This is a genomic window from Sphingobium bisphenolivorans, assembly GCF_000412635.1.
Classification (GTDB): domain Bacteria; phylum Pseudomonadota; class Alphaproteobacteria; order Sphingomonadales; family Sphingomonadaceae; genus Sphingobium; species Sphingobium bisphenolivorans.
On the sequence record NZ_ASTG01000002.1, the window covers coordinates 33,203 to 47,876 of the forward strand.

Here is a 14,674-nt window from a genome sequence, read left to right on the forward strand (position 1 = left end):
GCCGCTTCCTCAGCTGAGATAAGAGGCGCTAGTCTTAGCCGCGACTTCCTCCGCCGTCACGCCCGGAGCGAGTTCGATGAGCCGGAACGGGCTGTCGTGGTCGGGCCGCTGAAAGACGCAGAGGTCGGTGACGATCATGTCGACCACATTCTTGCCGGTCAGGGGCAGCGTGCAGGCCGGGATGAATTTCGGGCTGCCGTCCTTCGACGTATGCTCCATCACCACGATGATCTTCTTGACGCCCGCGACCAGGTCCATCGCGCCGCCCATGCCCTTGATCATCTTGCCCGGGATCATCCAGTTGGCGATGTCGCCATTTTCCGCGACCTCCATCGCGCCCAGCACAGTGAGGTCGATATGCCCACCCCGGATCATCGCGAAGCTGTCGGCGCTGGAAAAATAGGCCGATTGCGGCAGTTCGCTGATCGTCTGCTTGCCCGCATTGATGAGGTCGGCATCCTCCTCGCCCTCATAGGGGAAGGGGCCGATGCCCAGCATGCCGTTTTCCGACTGGAGCGTCACCTCGACGCCCGCCGGGATATGGTTGGCCACCAGCGTCGGAATGCCAATGCCCAGATTGACGTAGAAGCCGTCCTTCAGTTCCTTCGCCGCCCGCGCGGCCATCTCATCACGAGTCCAGGGCATCAGACAGCTTCCTTCTGGCGAACGGTGCGGAATTCGATCTTCTTGTCGTAAGGCGCGCCGACGATCATGCGCTTGACGTAGATGCCCGGCAGGTGGATCGCGTCGGGATCAAGACTACCGGTCGGCACCACTTCCTCGACTTCGGCGACGCAGATTTTCGCCGCGGTCGCCATCGGCTGGTTGAAGTTGCGCGCGGTCTTGCGGAAGATGAGGTTGCCGCTCTCGTCGGCCTTCCAGCCCTTGATGATCGACACGTCAGCGAAGATGCCGCGTTCAAGGATATAATCCTGTCCGTCAAAATTCTTGACTTCCTTGCCCTCGGCCACGGCCGTGCCGACGCCGGTCTTGGTGTAAAAGCCGGGAATGCCCGCGCCGCCGGCCCGGCAGCGTTCGGCCAGCGTCCCCTGGGGGCAGAATTCCACCTCCAGTTCGCCGGCCAGATATTGCCGCTCAAACTCCTTGTTCTCGCCGACATAGGAGGAGATCATCTTCTTGACCTGGCGCGTGCGCAGAAGCTTGCCGAGGCCCTCGCCATCAATTCCAGCGTTATTGGATGCGATGGTCAGGTCCTTGACGCCGCTATCGCGGATCGCGTCGATCAGCCGCTCGGGAATGCCGCACAGGCCAAAACCGCCGGCGCACAGATGCATGCCGTCGAAGAGCAGCCCCTCCAGCGCAGATGCAGCATCGGGGTAGAGTTTCTTCACCATATCCTGTGGACCTCCTCAACGTGGCCTAGCTGATAAGAGCAAGCAGGCGGGGGGTCAATTTGCTGCGTTGGCGAAAGTTGTTTTGCTGGAGAAGCAAAGGAGATGCTCTCCTGCGCCTCCCTCACCTTACCCAGCGGAAGGGAGGAGAATTCCAATCAGGCCTCGCCTATCTAGATCAGCCCCGCCAGCGGGCTCGACGGATCGGCATACAGGCGCTTGCCCATGCGGCCGGCGCGATAGGCCATGCGGCCGGCGTCGACTCCGGCCTTCATCGCAGCGGCCATCAGCACCGGATCCTTGGCCTCGGCGATCGCCGTGTTCATCAGCACCCCGGCGCAGCCCAGTTCCATCGCCTGCGCCGCCTCGGACGCGGTGCCGACACCTGCATCCACCAGCACGGGCAGCTTCGTGCCCTCGACGATCAGCCGGATCGTCACCCGGTTCTGGATGCCGAGGCCCGATCCGATCGGCGCGCCCAGCGGCATGATCGCGACCGCGCCCGCATCCTCCAGCCGCTTGGCCGCGATCGGATCGTCGACGCAATAGACCATCGGCTTGAAGCCTTCTTTCGCCAGCACCTCCGTCGCGCGCAGCGTCTCCACCATGTCGGGATAGAGGGTGCGCGCCTCGCCCAGAACTTCCAGCTTGACGAGGTCCCAGCCGCCCGCCTCGCGCGCCAGCCGCAACGTGCGGATCGCCTCCTCGCCGGTGTAGCAGCCCGCCGTGTTGGGTAGATAGGTGATCTTCTTCGGATCGATGAAGTCGGTCAGCATGGGGGCCTTGGGATCCGACACATTGACGCGCCGAACCGCAACCGTAACGATCTCCGCCCCCGAGGCGGCGACGGCCGCCGCATTCTGCTCGAAATTCTTATATTTGCCGGTGCCCACGATCAGGCGCGATCGAAACGTCTTCCCTGCGACGGTCCAGCTGTCGTCATCGACCGCCGAAACGTCGCCGCCCCCTACAAAGTGCACGATCTCCAGTTCGTCGCCATCCTCCACGCACACCTGCGCGAGGGTCGAGCGCGGCACCACCTCAAGGTTGCGCTCCACCGCGACCTTCTCCGGCACGAAGCCCAGTTCGCTTGCCAGTTCCGCCAGCGTCATGCCGGCGCGGACGCGGCGATGCTCGCCATTGATGGTGATCGATACGGTTCCGTCGACGTGCAATGCTCTGTCCTGTCTCATCAGAAAGAACGTGTCTCGACTTGGCGCGACACGAACGGCTAAAGATCACGGCGCATATAGGGGCGGCGATGCCCCGCTCGCAACTATAAGGGGACCGCCATGACCGATACGCGCAAAATCTATGTGCTGAACGGCCCCAACCTGAACATGCTGGGCACTCGGGAACCGGATATCTACGGCTATGACACGTTGGACGATATAGCCGAGCGGATGGAGGATGCGGCCGGCCGCGCCCATGTGGAAATCGACTTCCGCCAGTCCAACCATGAGGGTCATCTGATCGATTGGCTGCAGGAGGCGCACACTGAGGGTGCGCACGCCGTGATCCTCAACCCCGGCGGCCTTACCCACACATCGATCGCGCTGCACGATGCGATCAAGGGCGTCACCGTGCCGGTGATCGAAGTTCACCTATCCAATCCCCATGCGCGCGAGCCCTTCCGCCACAAAAGCTATGTCGGCATGGCGGCAAAGGGAACGATCGCGGGTTTCGGCGCCATGTCCTATATGCTGGCGCTGGAAGCCGCGCTCGAACTGTAGAAGCCAGGGGATTTTGGCGCACAAAAGTTGCGCTTCGCCCGAAATGCGCATAGGCGCGGGCGTCAGAACGAAAATTTACCGGCCAGGGACATGACATGAACGACAAGGCTGAAAAGGGCGCAATGCAGGTGGACGTGCAACTGGTGCGGGATCTCGCCGCTCTTCTGGACGACACCAATTTGACAGAGATCGAGGTCGAGGACGGCGATCGCAAGATCCGCGTCGCGCGCAAGGTGGGCGGCGGGAATGGCATCGCCTATGCGCCCGCTCCTTTTGCCGCCGCTCCCGTTGCGGCACCCGCCCCGGCCGCGGCCGCCCCGGCCGAAACCGCTGCGCCCGCCGCTGCCGTAAACGCCGTGCGCTCGCCCATCGTGGGCACTGCCTATCTTGCTGCCGAGCCAGGTGCGGCACCCTTCGCGCCGATCGGTTCGACCGTGAAGGCGGGCGACACCGTGCTGATTGTCGAGGCGATGAAGGTGATGAACGCGATTACCGCGCCCAACGCCGGCACGGTCAAGGCTGTGCTGGTCGATAATGGCCAGCCGGTCGAATATGACCAGCCGCTGATCGTCATAGAATAAGGCCGCTTGCATATGGCCATCGAAAAGCTGCTGATCGCCAACCGGGGCGAAATTGCGCTCCGCATTCATCGCGCCTGCCATGAAATGGGCATCAAGACGGTGGCGGTCCACTCCACCGCCGACGCTGACGCCATGCATGTGCGCCTTGCCGACGAAGCGATCTGCATCGGCCCGCCCGCGGCCAAGGACAGCTATCTCAATATCGCCGCGATCATCTCCGCCGCCGAAATCTCCGGCGCGGACGCGATTCACCCGGGCTATGGCTTCCTCTCGGAAAACGCCCAGTTCGCGGAGATCGTGGAGGCGCACAACATCGCCTTCGTCGGTCCGAAGCCCGAACATATCCGCATCATGGGTGACAAGGTGGAGGCGAAGCGCACCGCCGGTGCGCTCGGCCTGCCGCTCGTTCCCGGTTCCGACGGCGCAATCACCTCGATCGAGGAAGCCAAGCAGGTCGCCGCGAAGATCGGCTACCCCGTGCTGATCAAGGCGGCGTCGGGCGGCGGCGGTCGCGGCATGAAGGTCGTGCCGGAAGAATCCCAGCTCGAAACGCTGATGAAGCAGGCCGGCTCCGAAGCCAAGGCCGCGTTTGGCGACGACACCGTCTATATGGAAAAATATCTGGGCAACCCCCGGCATATCGAATTCCAGATCTTCGGCGACGGCAATGGCAAGGCGATCCACCTAGGCGAGCGCGACTGCTCGCTCCAGCGCCGCCACCAGAAGGTGCTGGAGGAAGCCCCCTCCCCCGTCCTCTCCGCCGCCGAGCGTAACCGGATGGGCGAAGTGGTGCGCAAGGCGATGGCCGACATGGGCTATCGTGGCGCGGGTACGATCGAATTCCTCTGGGAAGACGGCGAATTCTACTTCATCGAAATGAACACCCGCCTGCAGGTGGAACATCCGGTGACGGAGATGATCACCGGCGTCGACCTCGTCCGCGAACAGATCCGCGTAGCGGAGGGCAAGCCGCTCTCGGTCGAGCAGGACGATATCGAGTTCCACGGGCATGCCATCGAATGCCGCATCAATGCCGAAGACCCGCGCACCTTCGCGCCTTCGCCCGGCACGGTCACCAGCTATCATGTGCCCGGCGGCATGCATGTCCGCGTCGATAGCGGCCTCTATCAAGGCTATAAGGTGCCGCCTTACTACGACAGCATGATCGGCAAGCTGATCGTCTACGGCCGCACCCGCGAAGGCGCGATCATGCGCCTCAAGCGGGCGCTGGAGGAATATGTGATCGAGGGCATGAAGACCACGATCCCGCTCCACCAGAAGCTGCTGACCGATCCGGACTTCCTCAACGGCGACTATACGATCAAGTGGCTGGAAGATTGGCTGGCGAAGGACGAGGCCCCGTGACCAAGGCGATCATCTGGCATAATCCGCGCTGCTCCAAATCGCGGGCTGCACTCGCGATCCTCGAAGCGGCGCCGGGTGTCGAAGCCGAGGTCGTCGAATATCTGAAGACCCCGCCCAGCCGCGCGGAGATCGAAGCCGTGCTGGCGAAGGCAGGTGTCCGCCCTTCGGAGGCGCTGCGCAAGGGCGAGGCCGTCATGAAGGAGATCGGCCTGGACGTTACTGACGATCAGGCTGTCCTGGACGCGATGGCCGCGCACCCCATCCTGATCGAACGCGCCATCGTCATCACGGACGAGGGTGCGGTGATCGCCCGTCCGCCCGAGCGCGTGAGCGAGTTGCTGAGCGAAGGCAACTGATCTGCGCCCCTAGCGCACCGTCCATCGACATTCCGTGCGTTAAGAGTCCTTTCGTCACCCCGAGCTTGCCCCGGGGTTCCGCTGCCTCGCCAACGGCAAGGAAGCAGCGGAACCCCGGATCAAACCTGTCCTGAACTTGTCGAAGGGCCCCTTGTGACGGTCACTCGAACTGGGTCAGGCCTCAGCGCACCGTCCACCGATAATCCTCTTCCCGCACCTCCGACACGGCATAGCCGTCGGGATCACGGGCGGGGCGGAAGCGGTAGCGTTCCATGATGATGCGGCAGGTCATCGTATCGACTTCCGGATAACCGCTGCCTTCGATTACGTCGCACTGGTCGACGCGGCCTGACGGGTTGATGGCGTAGCGGACGCCGATCTTCACCCGGCCGGCGCCGCGCAGCTCATCGGGAAAATCCGCATTGCGAAAACGTCCGCCTGTCTGGCGGGCGCGGGAAAATTCGCCGCCGCCTCCGCCCGATCCCTCGCCGTCGCCGCCCCCTCCCGCGCCTGACCCTCCAGAGCCGCTCCCGCTCCCGGTTTCACCCTCACCCCCGGACCCGGAGCCGACAGTGAGCGTCGGCGGCGGACTGGCAGCGGCCAAGGGCTGAGCAGGAAGCGTGACAATGGGCGCTGGCGCAACGACAGCTGTTTCCGCCACGACTTCTTTCCGGCTCGGGGGAGAAGGCGCGGCTTGAGCGCTCTCGCGGCCAGCTGCACGCGGCTTTTCCGGTACCGCGGCAGGATGCGGCTTTTCCGCCGGCGGCTTCAGATCGAAGAGCGCCAGCTGCACCTCATCCTTGACGGTTTGCAACAGCGGACCCGCCTGCAATCCGATGATCAGCGCGTAGCCGATGATCGCATTGACAATGAGCGCGGCGATCGCGGGAGCGATCCTTGCCTGCCCCCGCCATCGCTGCGCCCATGGGCCTGTCATCTCGATAAAGGCCGTGCGCCAGGCACGGCGGCTTCGCGTTTAGCGATAAACGCGGTTGCCGTTGCGATCGATATAATAGTCACGACCGCGGCTGTCGCGCCGCCAATTGCGTTCGCCGTCCGACGTCGCTGCGCCGACGACCGCGCCGCCTGCCGCACCTATCGCCGCGCCTTCAGCCACGCCCAGCCCCGGCACGATCGCGCCGGCGACTGCACCGCCTACCGCGCCGATACCCGCGCCGCGCAGGCTGTCGCGCGTCGTTTCACGCGCACAGCCGCCCACCGAGGCGGCGGCCGCCAAACCTGCAATCAACAAGACTGATTTCATCATCGTCCGTCTCCAGATTAACCTGGATGTGAAACGAAGGAGACGGCGTTTGGTTCGATTATTTCCCTTGCTGGCTCGCGGCGCGCGATCGCCGCCTCCAAAAGGGAGAAGACCGGGAACAAACAAGCGGGCTGGAGCCACTCTGCATAACCCGCTATCCCCTGCGCCATGCCCCAGAATCATCTCTATCTCGTCGACGGCAGCGGCTATATCTTCCGCGCCTATCACCAGCTGCCGCCGCTCACCAACCGGCACGGCCAGCCCGTCGGCGCGGTCTATGGCTATACCACGATGCTCTGGAAGCTGGCCGACGAGCTGGGCAAGGCGGAGGGTCCGACCCACCTTGCAGTCGTGCTGGACAAGGGCAGCCACACATTCCGCAACGACATGTATGACGCCTACAAGGCGAACCGTCCGCCGCCGCCGGAGGACCTGGTTCCGCAATTTCCGATGATCCGCGACGCCACCCGCGCATTTTCCCTCCCCTGCATCGAGGAGGCCGGGTTCGAGGCGGACGACATCATCGCCAGCTACACCAAGGCCGCCGTCGCGGCGGGCTGGCACGTCACCATCGTCAGCTCCGACAAGGATTTGATGCAGCTTATCCAGCCCGGTGTCGACATGTACGACACGATGAAGAATGAGCGGCGCGGCGCCGACTATGTCATGACCAAATTCGGCGTGCAGCCCGAGCAGTTGGGCGACGTCCTCGCGCTGATGGGCGACAGCGTCGACAATGTTCCCGGCGTTCCCGGCATCGGCCCCAAGACCGCCGCCAAGCTCATCACAGAATATGGCGGCCTGGAAGCCGCGCTCGACGCTGCGCCGCGCATGAAGAAATCGAAGATGCAGGAAAATCTCATCGCCCATGCCGACATGGCACGGTTGTCGCGCAAGCTGGTGGCGCTGCACGATGGCATGGACCTGCCCGAACCGCTGGAGGAACTCACCCTTAAAGGTCTCCCGACCGAGCCACTGCAGAATTTCCTCGAGCATCACGGCTTCAAGTCGCTGCTGACCCGCCTCGGCGCGCCGGCAGCCGCGGTGGCGATCGCGACCGCTGCCGCTGCCGTTACCGAAGCGGCCGCTCCTTCAGCGCCAGTGCTGGAGGAGGAGCCGCCGATCGACCGAAGCCTCTATGAAACGGTGGTGACGGAAGGGGCGCTCGACCGCTGGATCGCCGCCGCTCACGCGGAAGGCATCGTCGCCGTCGATACCGAGACGGACATGCTCGACTGCGTGTCCTGCGCGCTGGTCGGCATCAGCCTCGCCGTCGGTCCGAATGCGGCCTGCTACATCCCCGTCGGCCATGGCGGCAAGGATATGTTCGCCGAGCGGCCCGAACAGCTGCCCAAGGAGTTGGTCCTCGCAAAGCTCAAGCCGCTGCTGGAGGACGACAGCGTCCTCAAGGTCGGCCAGAATCTCAAATATGACTTGACCGTCATGCGCCGACACGGGATCGAAATCGCGCCCTATGACGACACCATCGTCATGAGCTTCGACCTTGACGCCGGGCAAAGCCTTGCCGGACACGGCATGGACGAGGCGGCGAAGGTCCACCTCAATCACACATGCATCAGCTTCAAGGATGTGTGCGGCACCGGCAAGAGCCAGATCAGCTTTGCGGAAGTGCCGCTCGACAAGGCAACCGAATATGCGGCAGAGGACGCCGACGTCACGCTGCGCCTGTGGAAGCGGTTCAAGAACCGGATCGCCAACGAAGGCGCGAGCCGCGTCTATGAATTGGTCGACCGCCCTCTCGTCTCGGTCATCGCCCGGATGGAGCATGAGGGGATCAAGGTGGATCGCGAGGCCCTCTCCCGCCTCTCCGCCGAGTTTACCGCCGAAATCGCCAAGCTGGAGGGGGAGATTCATGGCATAGCGGGCCAGCCCTTCGTCATCGGCTCGACTCAGCAGCTCGGCGCGATCCTGTTCGACAAGATGGGCTATAAGGGCGGAAAGAAGGGCAAGTCGGGCGCCTATTCGACCGACGTCACCATCCTGGAGCAGTTGAAGGCGCAAGGGGCGGAGATCGCCGGCAAGGTGCTCGACTGGCGCCAGCTTTCTAAGCTCAAATCCACCTATACCGACGCACTTCAGGCGCAGATCAACAGGGATTCGAGCCGCGTCCATACGAGCTACAGCCTGTCGGGCGCGCAGACCGGCCGACTATCCTCGACCGATCCCAACCTCCAGAATATTCCGATCCGCACCGAAGTCGGCCGCCAGATCCGCCACGCCTTCGTTGCGGAACCGGGTAACGTCATCCTGGCGGCGGACTATAGCCAGATCGAACTGCGCCTCGCCGCCCATATCGCCGACGTGCCACAGCTGCGCGAAGCCTTCCTAGCCGGGGAGGATATTCATGCCGCGACCGCCCAGCAATTGTTCGGCGAAGTCAACCGCGACACGCGCGGGCGGGCCAAGACGATCAACTTTGCGATCCTCTACGGCATCTCTCGCTGGGGCCTCGCCGGCCGGCTGGAGATCAGTGCCGACGAGGCGCAGGACATGATCAGCCGCTATTATGAGCGCTTCCCCGGCATCAGTCTCTACATCACCGAGACGATCGAGAAGGCGCGCGCGCAGGGTTACACCGAAACGCTGTTCGGCCGGAAGACCTGGTTCCCACGCATCAAGGCGCCGGTGCAGCATGAACGGCAGGGCGCCGAGCGCGCCGCGATCAACGCGCCGATCCAGGGAACCAGCGCCGACATCATCAAGCGCGCCATGACCCGCATGGGTCCGGCGCTGGCGGCCGAAGGGCTGCATGGTGTGAAGATGCTGCTGCAGGTGCATGACGAGCTGGTGTTCGAACTGCCGGAGGGCGATGTGGAGCAGGCCAGCGCCATCATCCGCCGCGTGATGGAAACGGCCGCCGAGCCGATCGTGAAGCTCAGCGTGCCGCTGGGCGTCGAGATCGGTCATGGCCCAAGCTGGGGCGCGGCGCATTAGCGGCTTTCACCTCATCATCTTGACGCTTGCGGCAATGACTGAGAGGATAGGCGGCGCCTTCACCCCCGCGCGTACCGATCCTCATAGCGCACGATATCATCCTCGCCGACATAGGACCCCGTTTGGACCTCGATGAACACCAGTGGGATGCGGCCGGGATTTTCCATCCGGTGCCGGGTGCCAACGGGAATATAGACGGACTGGTTTTCCGAGAGCAGCTTGATCTCCTCGTCAACGGTCACCTTCGCGGTGCCCTCCACGATGATCCAATGTTCCGACCGATGGAAATGGCTTTGCAAACTGAGCGAGGCGCCCGGCAGGACGGTGATCCGCTTGACCTGGAACCGTCCGCCGACCAACAGGCTCTCATACCAGCCCCAGGGGCGATGATCCTTGGGGAAATTCTCCGCCTGCGCCGCGCCCTTCTTCTTCAGCGCATCAACCGCCAGCCGCACGTCCTGCGATCGCGACTTGTCGGCGATCAGCACAGCGTCGTTCATGGCGATGGCGATCACATTGTCGAGGCCGAGGCCGACCAGCTCCAGCCCCTCGCTGTCCGAGCGCAGCAGCGTGTCGCGGCAATCGATGGCCGTCGCGGCGCCGGATAGCGCGACGCCCTGCTCATCCGGCTGCAAATGGCTCCACACCGCGTCCCAGCCGCCCAGATCGGACCAGTCGCCGCGATAGGGCACGACGGAGAGGTTCGCCGCCCGCTCCATGATCGCATAGTCGATGGAAATGTCGGGGCAGGCTTCCCAAGGCTCGACCGCGAGCCGGCAGAAGCCCAGATCGCCTTCCGCCTGCTCGACAGCCGCCTTTACCGCGCTCAGCACCTCCGGCGCATGCGTTTCAAAGGCGGCGATCAGGTCCTTGGCCGCGAACAGGAAAATCCCGGCATTCCACAGATGGTCGCCGCTTGCGAGCATGGCAGCGGCACGCTCCGCATCGGGCTTCTCCACGAAGCGGGCCAGCTTCACCGGATGGCCGGCGGCATCGGGCTTCGCAACCAGCTGCAAATAGCCATAGCCCGTCTCCGGCCGCGTCGGCGCGATGCCGAAGGTGACGAGATTGCCTTCCAGCGCTGCTGAAACGCCCTGCCCCACCGCCGCGCGAAACGCGTCGGCATCGGGCACGACATGATCGGAGGGCGCCACCAGCATCAAGGCGCCGGGCCGCCGCGTCTGCAGATAGAGCGCTGCCGCCAATATGGCGGGGGCGGTATTGCGCACCGCCGGCTCGATCAGGATCGCTTCGGGGTCCAACCCCTCCTGCGCCAGCTGCTCAGCCACGATAAAGCGGAAGGTGGAGCTGGTCAGTACCAGCGGGCGTGAAAAGGCGAAGCCCTCCCCCGCACCGGTGAGGCGCGCAGCTGCCGACCGGAACAGCGTTCCCTCACCCAGAAGCGGGACAAATTGCTTGGGGTAGGATTTGCGCGACAGGGGCCAAAGCCGCGTGCCGCTGCCGCCAGCCAAGATGACGGGCGTGACATTCTGAACTTCCGACGCGGCAATCTGGGGCATGGCTCGACTTTTCAACAGGAAACGAGCATCGTCTATGCCCGATCGGCTCCGCATTTCAATCCGCGCGCGCACCTAATCGGAAAACAGGAGGCGTGAAAAAGCCGGACCAGCAATGCCGGCCCGGCTCATCCCGTCAGTCGAAAAGCTCTTCGAGAAAGCTCTTCTTCCGCTTCTTCTGATAATATCGCCCATCATCGCGATAGTCGCGATCCGGCCGGTAGCTCGGCTGGACCACCGGAGCGGCGGCGGCAACATCCCGCGTCGAACGCTCGATGATCTTGTCCAACTCGCCCCGGTCCAGCCAGACGCCCCGGCACTGCGGGCAAAAATCGATCTCCACCCCCTGCCGGTCGGTCATGGAGAGGCCCACATGACAGACCGGGCAGAGCATGGCCGACACCGCATGAGCATCCCGCATTATTCGCGCTCGCCCGTCAGGCTCAGCAGCATCTGGAACAGGTTGACGAAGTTCAGGTAGAGCGACAGCGCGCCCATCACCTGCATCTTCTGCGCGACCTCATGGCCGGCATAGGTGAAATATTCCGACTTGATGCGCTGCACGTCCCAGGCGGTAAGGCCGGTGAAGACCACGACACCGATGATCGAGATCACCATCGCCATGGCGGACGAGCCGATGAAGATGTTGATGAGGCTCGCGACCAATATGCCGATCAGGCCCATGATCAGGAACGACCCGAACTTCGACAGGTCACGCCCGGTGGTATAGCCCCACAGCGCCATGGCAAGGAACATGACCGCAGCCGAGAAGAAGGCCTGTGCGATGCTCCCCCCGGTGAAGACCAGGAAGATGCTGGCGAGCGACACGCCCATCACGCCTGAAAAGGCGTAGAAGGCCATACGCGCTCCCGCGGTCGTCATCTTTTCGATGCGGAAGCTGAAGAAGAACACGAAGGCCAGCGGCGCGAAGATCGCCACCCATTTGAGCGGGGTGCCGAAGATCGCGGCAGCCAGCGCCGGCGTGTTGCCGATGAAGGCGGCGACCAGGCCTGTGATGACCAGGCCGATGCCCATATTGCGGAAAACGCCCAGCATGTGCGCGCGCAGCCCGGCATCGGTCTGCGCCGTCTGGCTCGCACCATAGCCCGGCATACGAACGGGATTGTTCACGGCGTTAATACTCCATCCAAACGTCGGTTAGGGATCGAGTGGCCCGGCGCGGTCTTCGTGCACGTCAGAGGGGGGCAAACGCTCACGAACCTGCACCGAGCACACTCGATGCGGTCCGACATCACGGCTGGATCATGTCACATCGATCCAACCGCCAGAGGGGCCCGGCCCGCACAAGCAATATCGGTGGATGAACGCCCAAGTGCAAGGGATCGGCCCGTTGGCAACAATTTGTTACAAATCACGCCAAAGTTGATTCTTGGGCAGAACCGCCGCATGGCTGCGCCAATGAGCGACCAGTTCACCCCCGCCGAGCAGCATGCCGATGCGCCTTTGCGCCTTTTCAACAGCCTGACGCGCACGGTCGAACCCTTCGCGCCCATCGAAGCGAACCGCGCCCGCATCTATAGCTGCGGCCCGACGGTCTATAATTACGCCCATCTCGGCAATCTGCGCGCCTATGTCTTCACCGACACGCTGCGCCGCACCTTGCTGTGGAAAGGCCTGACGGTCACCCACATCATCAACATCACCGATGTCGGCCACCTGACGAGCGATGCCGACGCCGGCGACGACAAGATGGAAGCCGCCGCCCGCGCGCAGGCGAAGAGCATCTGGGACATCGCCGCCCATTATACGCACGCCTTCAAGCAGAATATCGCCGACCTCAACATCATCCCGCCCAGCGAATGGACGGTCGCCACCGACTATGTCCCGCAGATGATCGAATTTGCGCAGAAGATCGCGCCCATCCACTGCTACGAACTGGAAACGGGACTTTATTTCGACAGCAGCACGGTCCCCGATTATGGCGCGCTGGCCGGCGGCCGGGACGACGCAGCCCATGCCCGCATCGATCCGGTCGCGGGCAAGCGCAACGCTTCGGACTTCGCGATCTGGCGCAAATCTCCTCCGGGCGAACAGCGCCAGATGGAATGGGACTCCCCCTGGGGCAAGGGCGCGCCGGGCTGGCATCTGGAATGCTCGGTGATGAGCGAGGCGCGCCTCGGCCATCCGTTCGATATCCACACCGGCGGCATCGATCATCGCGAGATTCATCACCCGAACGAGATCGCGCAGAACCAGGCCTTTCACGCTTGCTGCGATGCGCCGGATGCCGCGAGCGCAAGCTTCACCGGCGCCAAATGGTGGATGCACAATAATTTCCTGGTGGATCGGCAGGGCAAGATGAGCAAGTCGAAGGGGGGCTTCACCACCCTCTTCTCCCTGATCGATGCCGGCGTGCATCCGCTCGCCTATCGCCTGTTGTGCCTGGGCGCCCATTATCGCAGCGAGCTGGAATTCAGCGCGGAGAGCGTCGCCGCTGCCCTTACCCGGCTGAAGCGCCTCGTCATGGGCGTGGAAAGCCTCAAGGCCCGTGCCGAGGGGGTAACATGGCAGTCACCCCGTCTGCACTATCTGCGTGCCAATCTGCACCCCAAGCTCGCGCCCCTGCTCGAACAGTTCGATGCCGCGCTCAGCGACGACCTTATGACGCCGCGCGCGTTGCCGCTGTTGGAGGAGACGATCGCGCTCAAGAAGGTGCCCGTCGATGAAAAGCTCTGCCTGCTCGCCGCTTTCGACCAGGCGCTGGGCCTCAATCTGCTGACGATAGGCCGTGCGGACCTGCGCTTGGCGCCGAAGGATGCGGCGATCACTCCCGAGGAGATCGAGGCCGAGCTCGACCGCCGCCAGACCGCTCGCGCGGAGAAGGACTTCGCCCTGTCCGATGAAATCCGCGACAGCCTGATCGCTCGCGGCGTGGAGGTCATGGACGGCGATCCGCTGCGATGGGACTGGCGTTTGGCCCTGGCCTGAAAGCCACTCTGGCAGGACGCTAAGGCGGCGTTCAGGTGCAGGAACATAGCCTCCTCTTAAAAGTGCGTAATCCTTATCCTCACTGGAGCGCGGCTCGCGCCCGAGGCACTATGGGCGCGGATTAGACCGTCCGCTTTGGGCAGCCTGTCCGCCAAGGGGCAGTCTTTGCAGATGCCAAGATATGCATTCGCCGCGATCCTCGCGCTCGGCAGCCCTGTATCGCTGCCCGTGGCCGCGCATGCGCAAAGCTATATGTTCGAAACCGGCGCGACCCTGCTCGCCAAGTGCCGCAACAAGGCGCCCGAATATGCGCTCGCCTGCACCGCCTATATCGTCGGCGCGGTCGACGGCATCAAGAAGGACGTGTTCATCGGCCGGGCGCGGCCCAATTGCTGGCCGGCCCAGATGGATGCGGAGGAGGTGAGGCGCATCGTCGTTGCCTACATCACCCGCTATCCGGACCAGCGCAAAGGCCCCGCCTCCGTGCTGGTCAGCATCGCCCTCAACGAACGCTACCCCTGCGACAAATAGCTCCTGGGCCGCAAGCTGCCCGCCACCGCTATAAACTTGCGTTAGCCACTGGTTGCGCGTAGGTGCGGCGC

15 protein-coding genes are annotated in these 14,674 nt (G+C 63.7%); 7 read left to right on the plus strand and 8 right to left on the minus strand.

All coding sequences use genetic code 11. The features are described 5' to 3' along the window. Positions 1-9 precede the first annotated feature (9 nt). The 3 genes from L858_RS0101990 to thiS form a co-directional block, all read right to left on the minus strand. Positions 10-645 (minus strand): CoA transferase subunit B, encoded by a 636-nt coding sequence (locus L858_RS0101990; protein WP_022681474.1) that lies wholly within the window; start codon positions 643-645, stop codon positions 10-12. Continuing rightward, positions 645-1,355, minus strand: coding sequence for a CoA transferase subunit A (locus tag L858_RS0101995; RefSeq protein WP_022681475.1), 711 nt, complete (start codon positions 1,353-1,355; stop codon positions 645-647). Before L858_RS0101995 ends, L858_RS0101990 begins: the two co-directional genes overlap by 1 nt. A 170-nt stretch (positions 1,356-1,525) precedes the next feature. Further along, entirely contained in the window at positions 1,526-2,527 is a 1,002-nt protein-coding gene (gene thiS, locus L858_RS0102000) for a sulfur carrier protein ThiS (RefSeq protein ID WP_022681476.1), read from the minus strand. Positions 2,528-2,644: 117 nt separating this feature from the next. On the opposite strand from thiS, the gene aroQ reads away from it, so the two are divergent. The 4 genes from aroQ to arsC all read left to right on the plus strand — a co-directional run bounded on the left by aroQ (position 2,645) and on the right by arsC (position 5,387). Further along, positions 2,645-3,085 carry a type II 3-dehydroquinate dehydratase gene (gene aroQ, locus L858_RS0102005; protein ID WP_022681477.1) on the plus strand — a complete coding sequence of 147 codons (441 nt, stop codon included), beginning with the start codon at positions 2,645-2,647 and terminating at the stop codon, positions 3,083-3,085. 95 nt (positions 3,086-3,180) lie between these two features. After that, positions 3,181-3,666: an acetyl-CoA carboxylase biotin carboxyl carrier protein gene (gene accB / locus L858_RS0102010; RefSeq protein WP_022681478.1), complete on the plus strand. Its 486-nt coding sequence runs from the start codon at positions 3,181-3,183 to the stop codon at positions 3,664-3,666. Positions 3,667-3,678: 12 nt separating this feature from the next. Then, positions 3,679-5,031: an acetyl-CoA carboxylase biotin carboxylase subunit gene (accC, locus tag L858_RS0102015; RefSeq protein WP_022681479.1), complete on the plus strand. Its 1,353-nt coding sequence runs from the start codon at positions 3,679-3,681 to the stop codon at positions 5,029-5,031. Further along, complete coding sequence (gene arsC / locus L858_RS0102020; protein WP_022681480.1) at positions 5,028-5,387, plus strand: arsenate reductase (glutaredoxin); 360 nt, start codon at positions 5,028-5,030, stop codon at positions 5,385-5,387. The genes accC and arsC overlap by 4 nt, the downstream gene beginning before the upstream one ends. A gap of 181 nt (positions 5,388-5,568) precedes the next feature. Here the strand turns inward: arsC and L858_RS20880 are convergent, their stop codons facing one another. Together L858_RS20880 and L858_RS0102030 are read right to left on the minus strand one after the other, a co-directional pair. Beyond that, the gene (locus L858_RS20880) at positions 5,569-6,324 is read right to left on the minus strand and encodes an energy transducer TonB (protein WP_022681481.1); all 756 of its coding nucleotides are present in this window, start codon (positions 6,322-6,324) and stop codon (positions 5,569-5,571) included. A gap of 39 nt (positions 6,325-6,363) precedes the next feature. Further along, positions 6,364-6,654 (minus strand): hypothetical protein, encoded by a 291-nt coding sequence (locus L858_RS0102030; RefSeq protein WP_022681482.1) that lies wholly within the window; start codon positions 6,652-6,654, stop codon positions 6,364-6,366. A 165-nt stretch (positions 6,655-6,819) separates the two neighbouring features. Between L858_RS0102030 and polA the strand changes: the two genes are divergently transcribed. Then, complete coding sequence (polA, locus tag L858_RS0102035; RefSeq protein WP_022681483.1) at positions 6,820-9,606, plus strand: DNA polymerase I; 2,787 nt, start codon at positions 6,820-6,822, stop codon at positions 9,604-9,606. A gap of 59 nt (positions 9,607-9,665) precedes the next feature. Here polA and L858_RS0102040 read toward each other — a convergent pair whose 3' ends face one another. From L858_RS0102040 to L858_RS0102050, 3 genes are all read right to left on the minus strand, one after another. Further along, positions 9,666-11,126 carry a mannose-1-phosphate guanylyltransferase/mannose-6-phosphate isomerase gene (locus L858_RS0102040; RefSeq protein WP_022681484.1) on the minus strand — a complete coding sequence of 487 codons (1,461 nt, stop codon included), beginning with the start codon at positions 11,124-11,126 and terminating at the stop codon, positions 9,666-9,668. 133 nt (positions 11,127-11,259) lie between these two features. Continuing rightward, on the minus strand, positions 11,260-11,544 hold the full coding sequence (locus tag L858_RS0102045; protein WP_022681485.1) for a TFIIB-type zinc ribbon-containing protein: 285 nt from the start codon (positions 11,542-11,544) through the stop codon (positions 11,260-11,262). After that, positions 11,544-12,236: a Bax inhibitor-1/YccA family protein gene (locus tag L858_RS0102050; RefSeq protein ID WP_037504247.1), complete on the minus strand. Its 693-nt coding sequence runs from the start codon at positions 12,234-12,236 to the stop codon at positions 11,544-11,546. Before L858_RS0102050 ends, L858_RS0102045 begins: the two co-directional genes overlap by 1 nt. Positions 12,237-12,542: 306 nt before the next feature. Here L858_RS0102050 and cysS point away from each other — a divergent pair, with 306 nt between their 5' ends. Together cysS and L858_RS0102060 are read left to right on the plus strand one after the other, a co-directional pair. Further along, positions 12,543-14,072 carry a cysteine--tRNA ligase gene (gene cysS / locus L858_RS0102055; protein WP_022681487.1) on the plus strand — a complete coding sequence of 510 codons (1,530 nt, stop codon included), beginning with the start codon at positions 12,543-12,545 and terminating at the stop codon, positions 14,070-14,072. Between the two features lie 171 nt (positions 14,073-14,243). Continuing rightward, entirely contained in the window at positions 14,244-14,603 is a 360-nt protein-coding gene (locus L858_RS0102060) for a Rap1a/Tai family immunity protein (protein ID WP_022681488.1), read from the plus strand. Positions 14,604-14,674: the final 71 nt, after the last annotated feature.

Excerpts from the sequence above, each read along its gene's own strand:
- L858_RS0101990 (WP_022681474.1), bottom strand. The coding sequence starts at position 645 with ATGCCCTGGACTCGTGATGAGATGGCCGCGCGGGCGGCGAAGGAACTG.
- L858_RS0101995 (WP_022681475.1), bottom strand. The coding sequence starts at position 1,355 with ATGGTGAAGAAACTCTACCCCGATGCTGCATCTGCGCTGGAGGGGCTG.
- aroQ (WP_022681477.1), top strand. The coding sequence starts at position 2,645 with ATGACCGATACGCGCAAAATCTATGTGCTGAACGGCCCCAACCTGAAC.
- accB (WP_022681478.1), top strand. The coding sequence starts at position 3,181 with ATGAACGACAAGGCTGAAAAGGGCGCAATGCAGGTGGACGTGCAACTG.
- accC (WP_022681479.1), top strand. The coding sequence starts at position 3,679 with ATGGCCATCGAAAAGCTGCTGATCGCCAACCGGGGCGAAATTGCGCTC.
- L858_RS20880 (WP_022681481.1), bottom strand. The coding sequence starts at position 6,324 with ATGACAGGCCCATGGGCGCAGCGATGGCGGGGGCAGGCAAGGATCGCT.
- L858_RS0102030 (WP_022681482.1), bottom strand. The coding sequence starts at position 6,654 with ATGATGAAATCAGTCTTGTTGATTGCAGGTTTGGCGGCCGCCGCCTCG.
- polA (WP_022681483.1), top strand. The coding sequence starts at position 6,820 with ATGCCCCAGAATCATCTCTATCTCGTCGACGGCAGCGGCTATATCTTC.
- L858_RS0102040 (WP_022681484.1), bottom strand. The coding sequence starts at position 11,126 with ATGCCCCAGATTGCCGCGTCGGAAGTTCAGAATGTCACGCCCGTCATC.
- L858_RS0102045 (WP_022681485.1), bottom strand. The coding sequence starts at position 11,544 with ATGCGGGATGCTCATGCGGTGTCGGCCATGCTCTGCCCGGTCTGTCAT.
- L858_RS0102050 (WP_037504247.1), bottom strand. The coding sequence starts at position 12,236 with ATGCCGGGCTATGGTGCGAGCCAGACGGCGCAGACCGATGCCGGGCTG.
- cysS (WP_022681487.1), top strand. The coding sequence starts at position 12,543 with ATGAGCGACCAGTTCACCCCCGCCGAGCAGCATGCCGATGCGCCTTTG.
- L858_RS0102060 (WP_022681488.1), top strand. The coding sequence starts at position 14,244 with ATGCCAAGATATGCATTCGCCGCGATCCTCGCGCTCGGCAGCCCTGTA.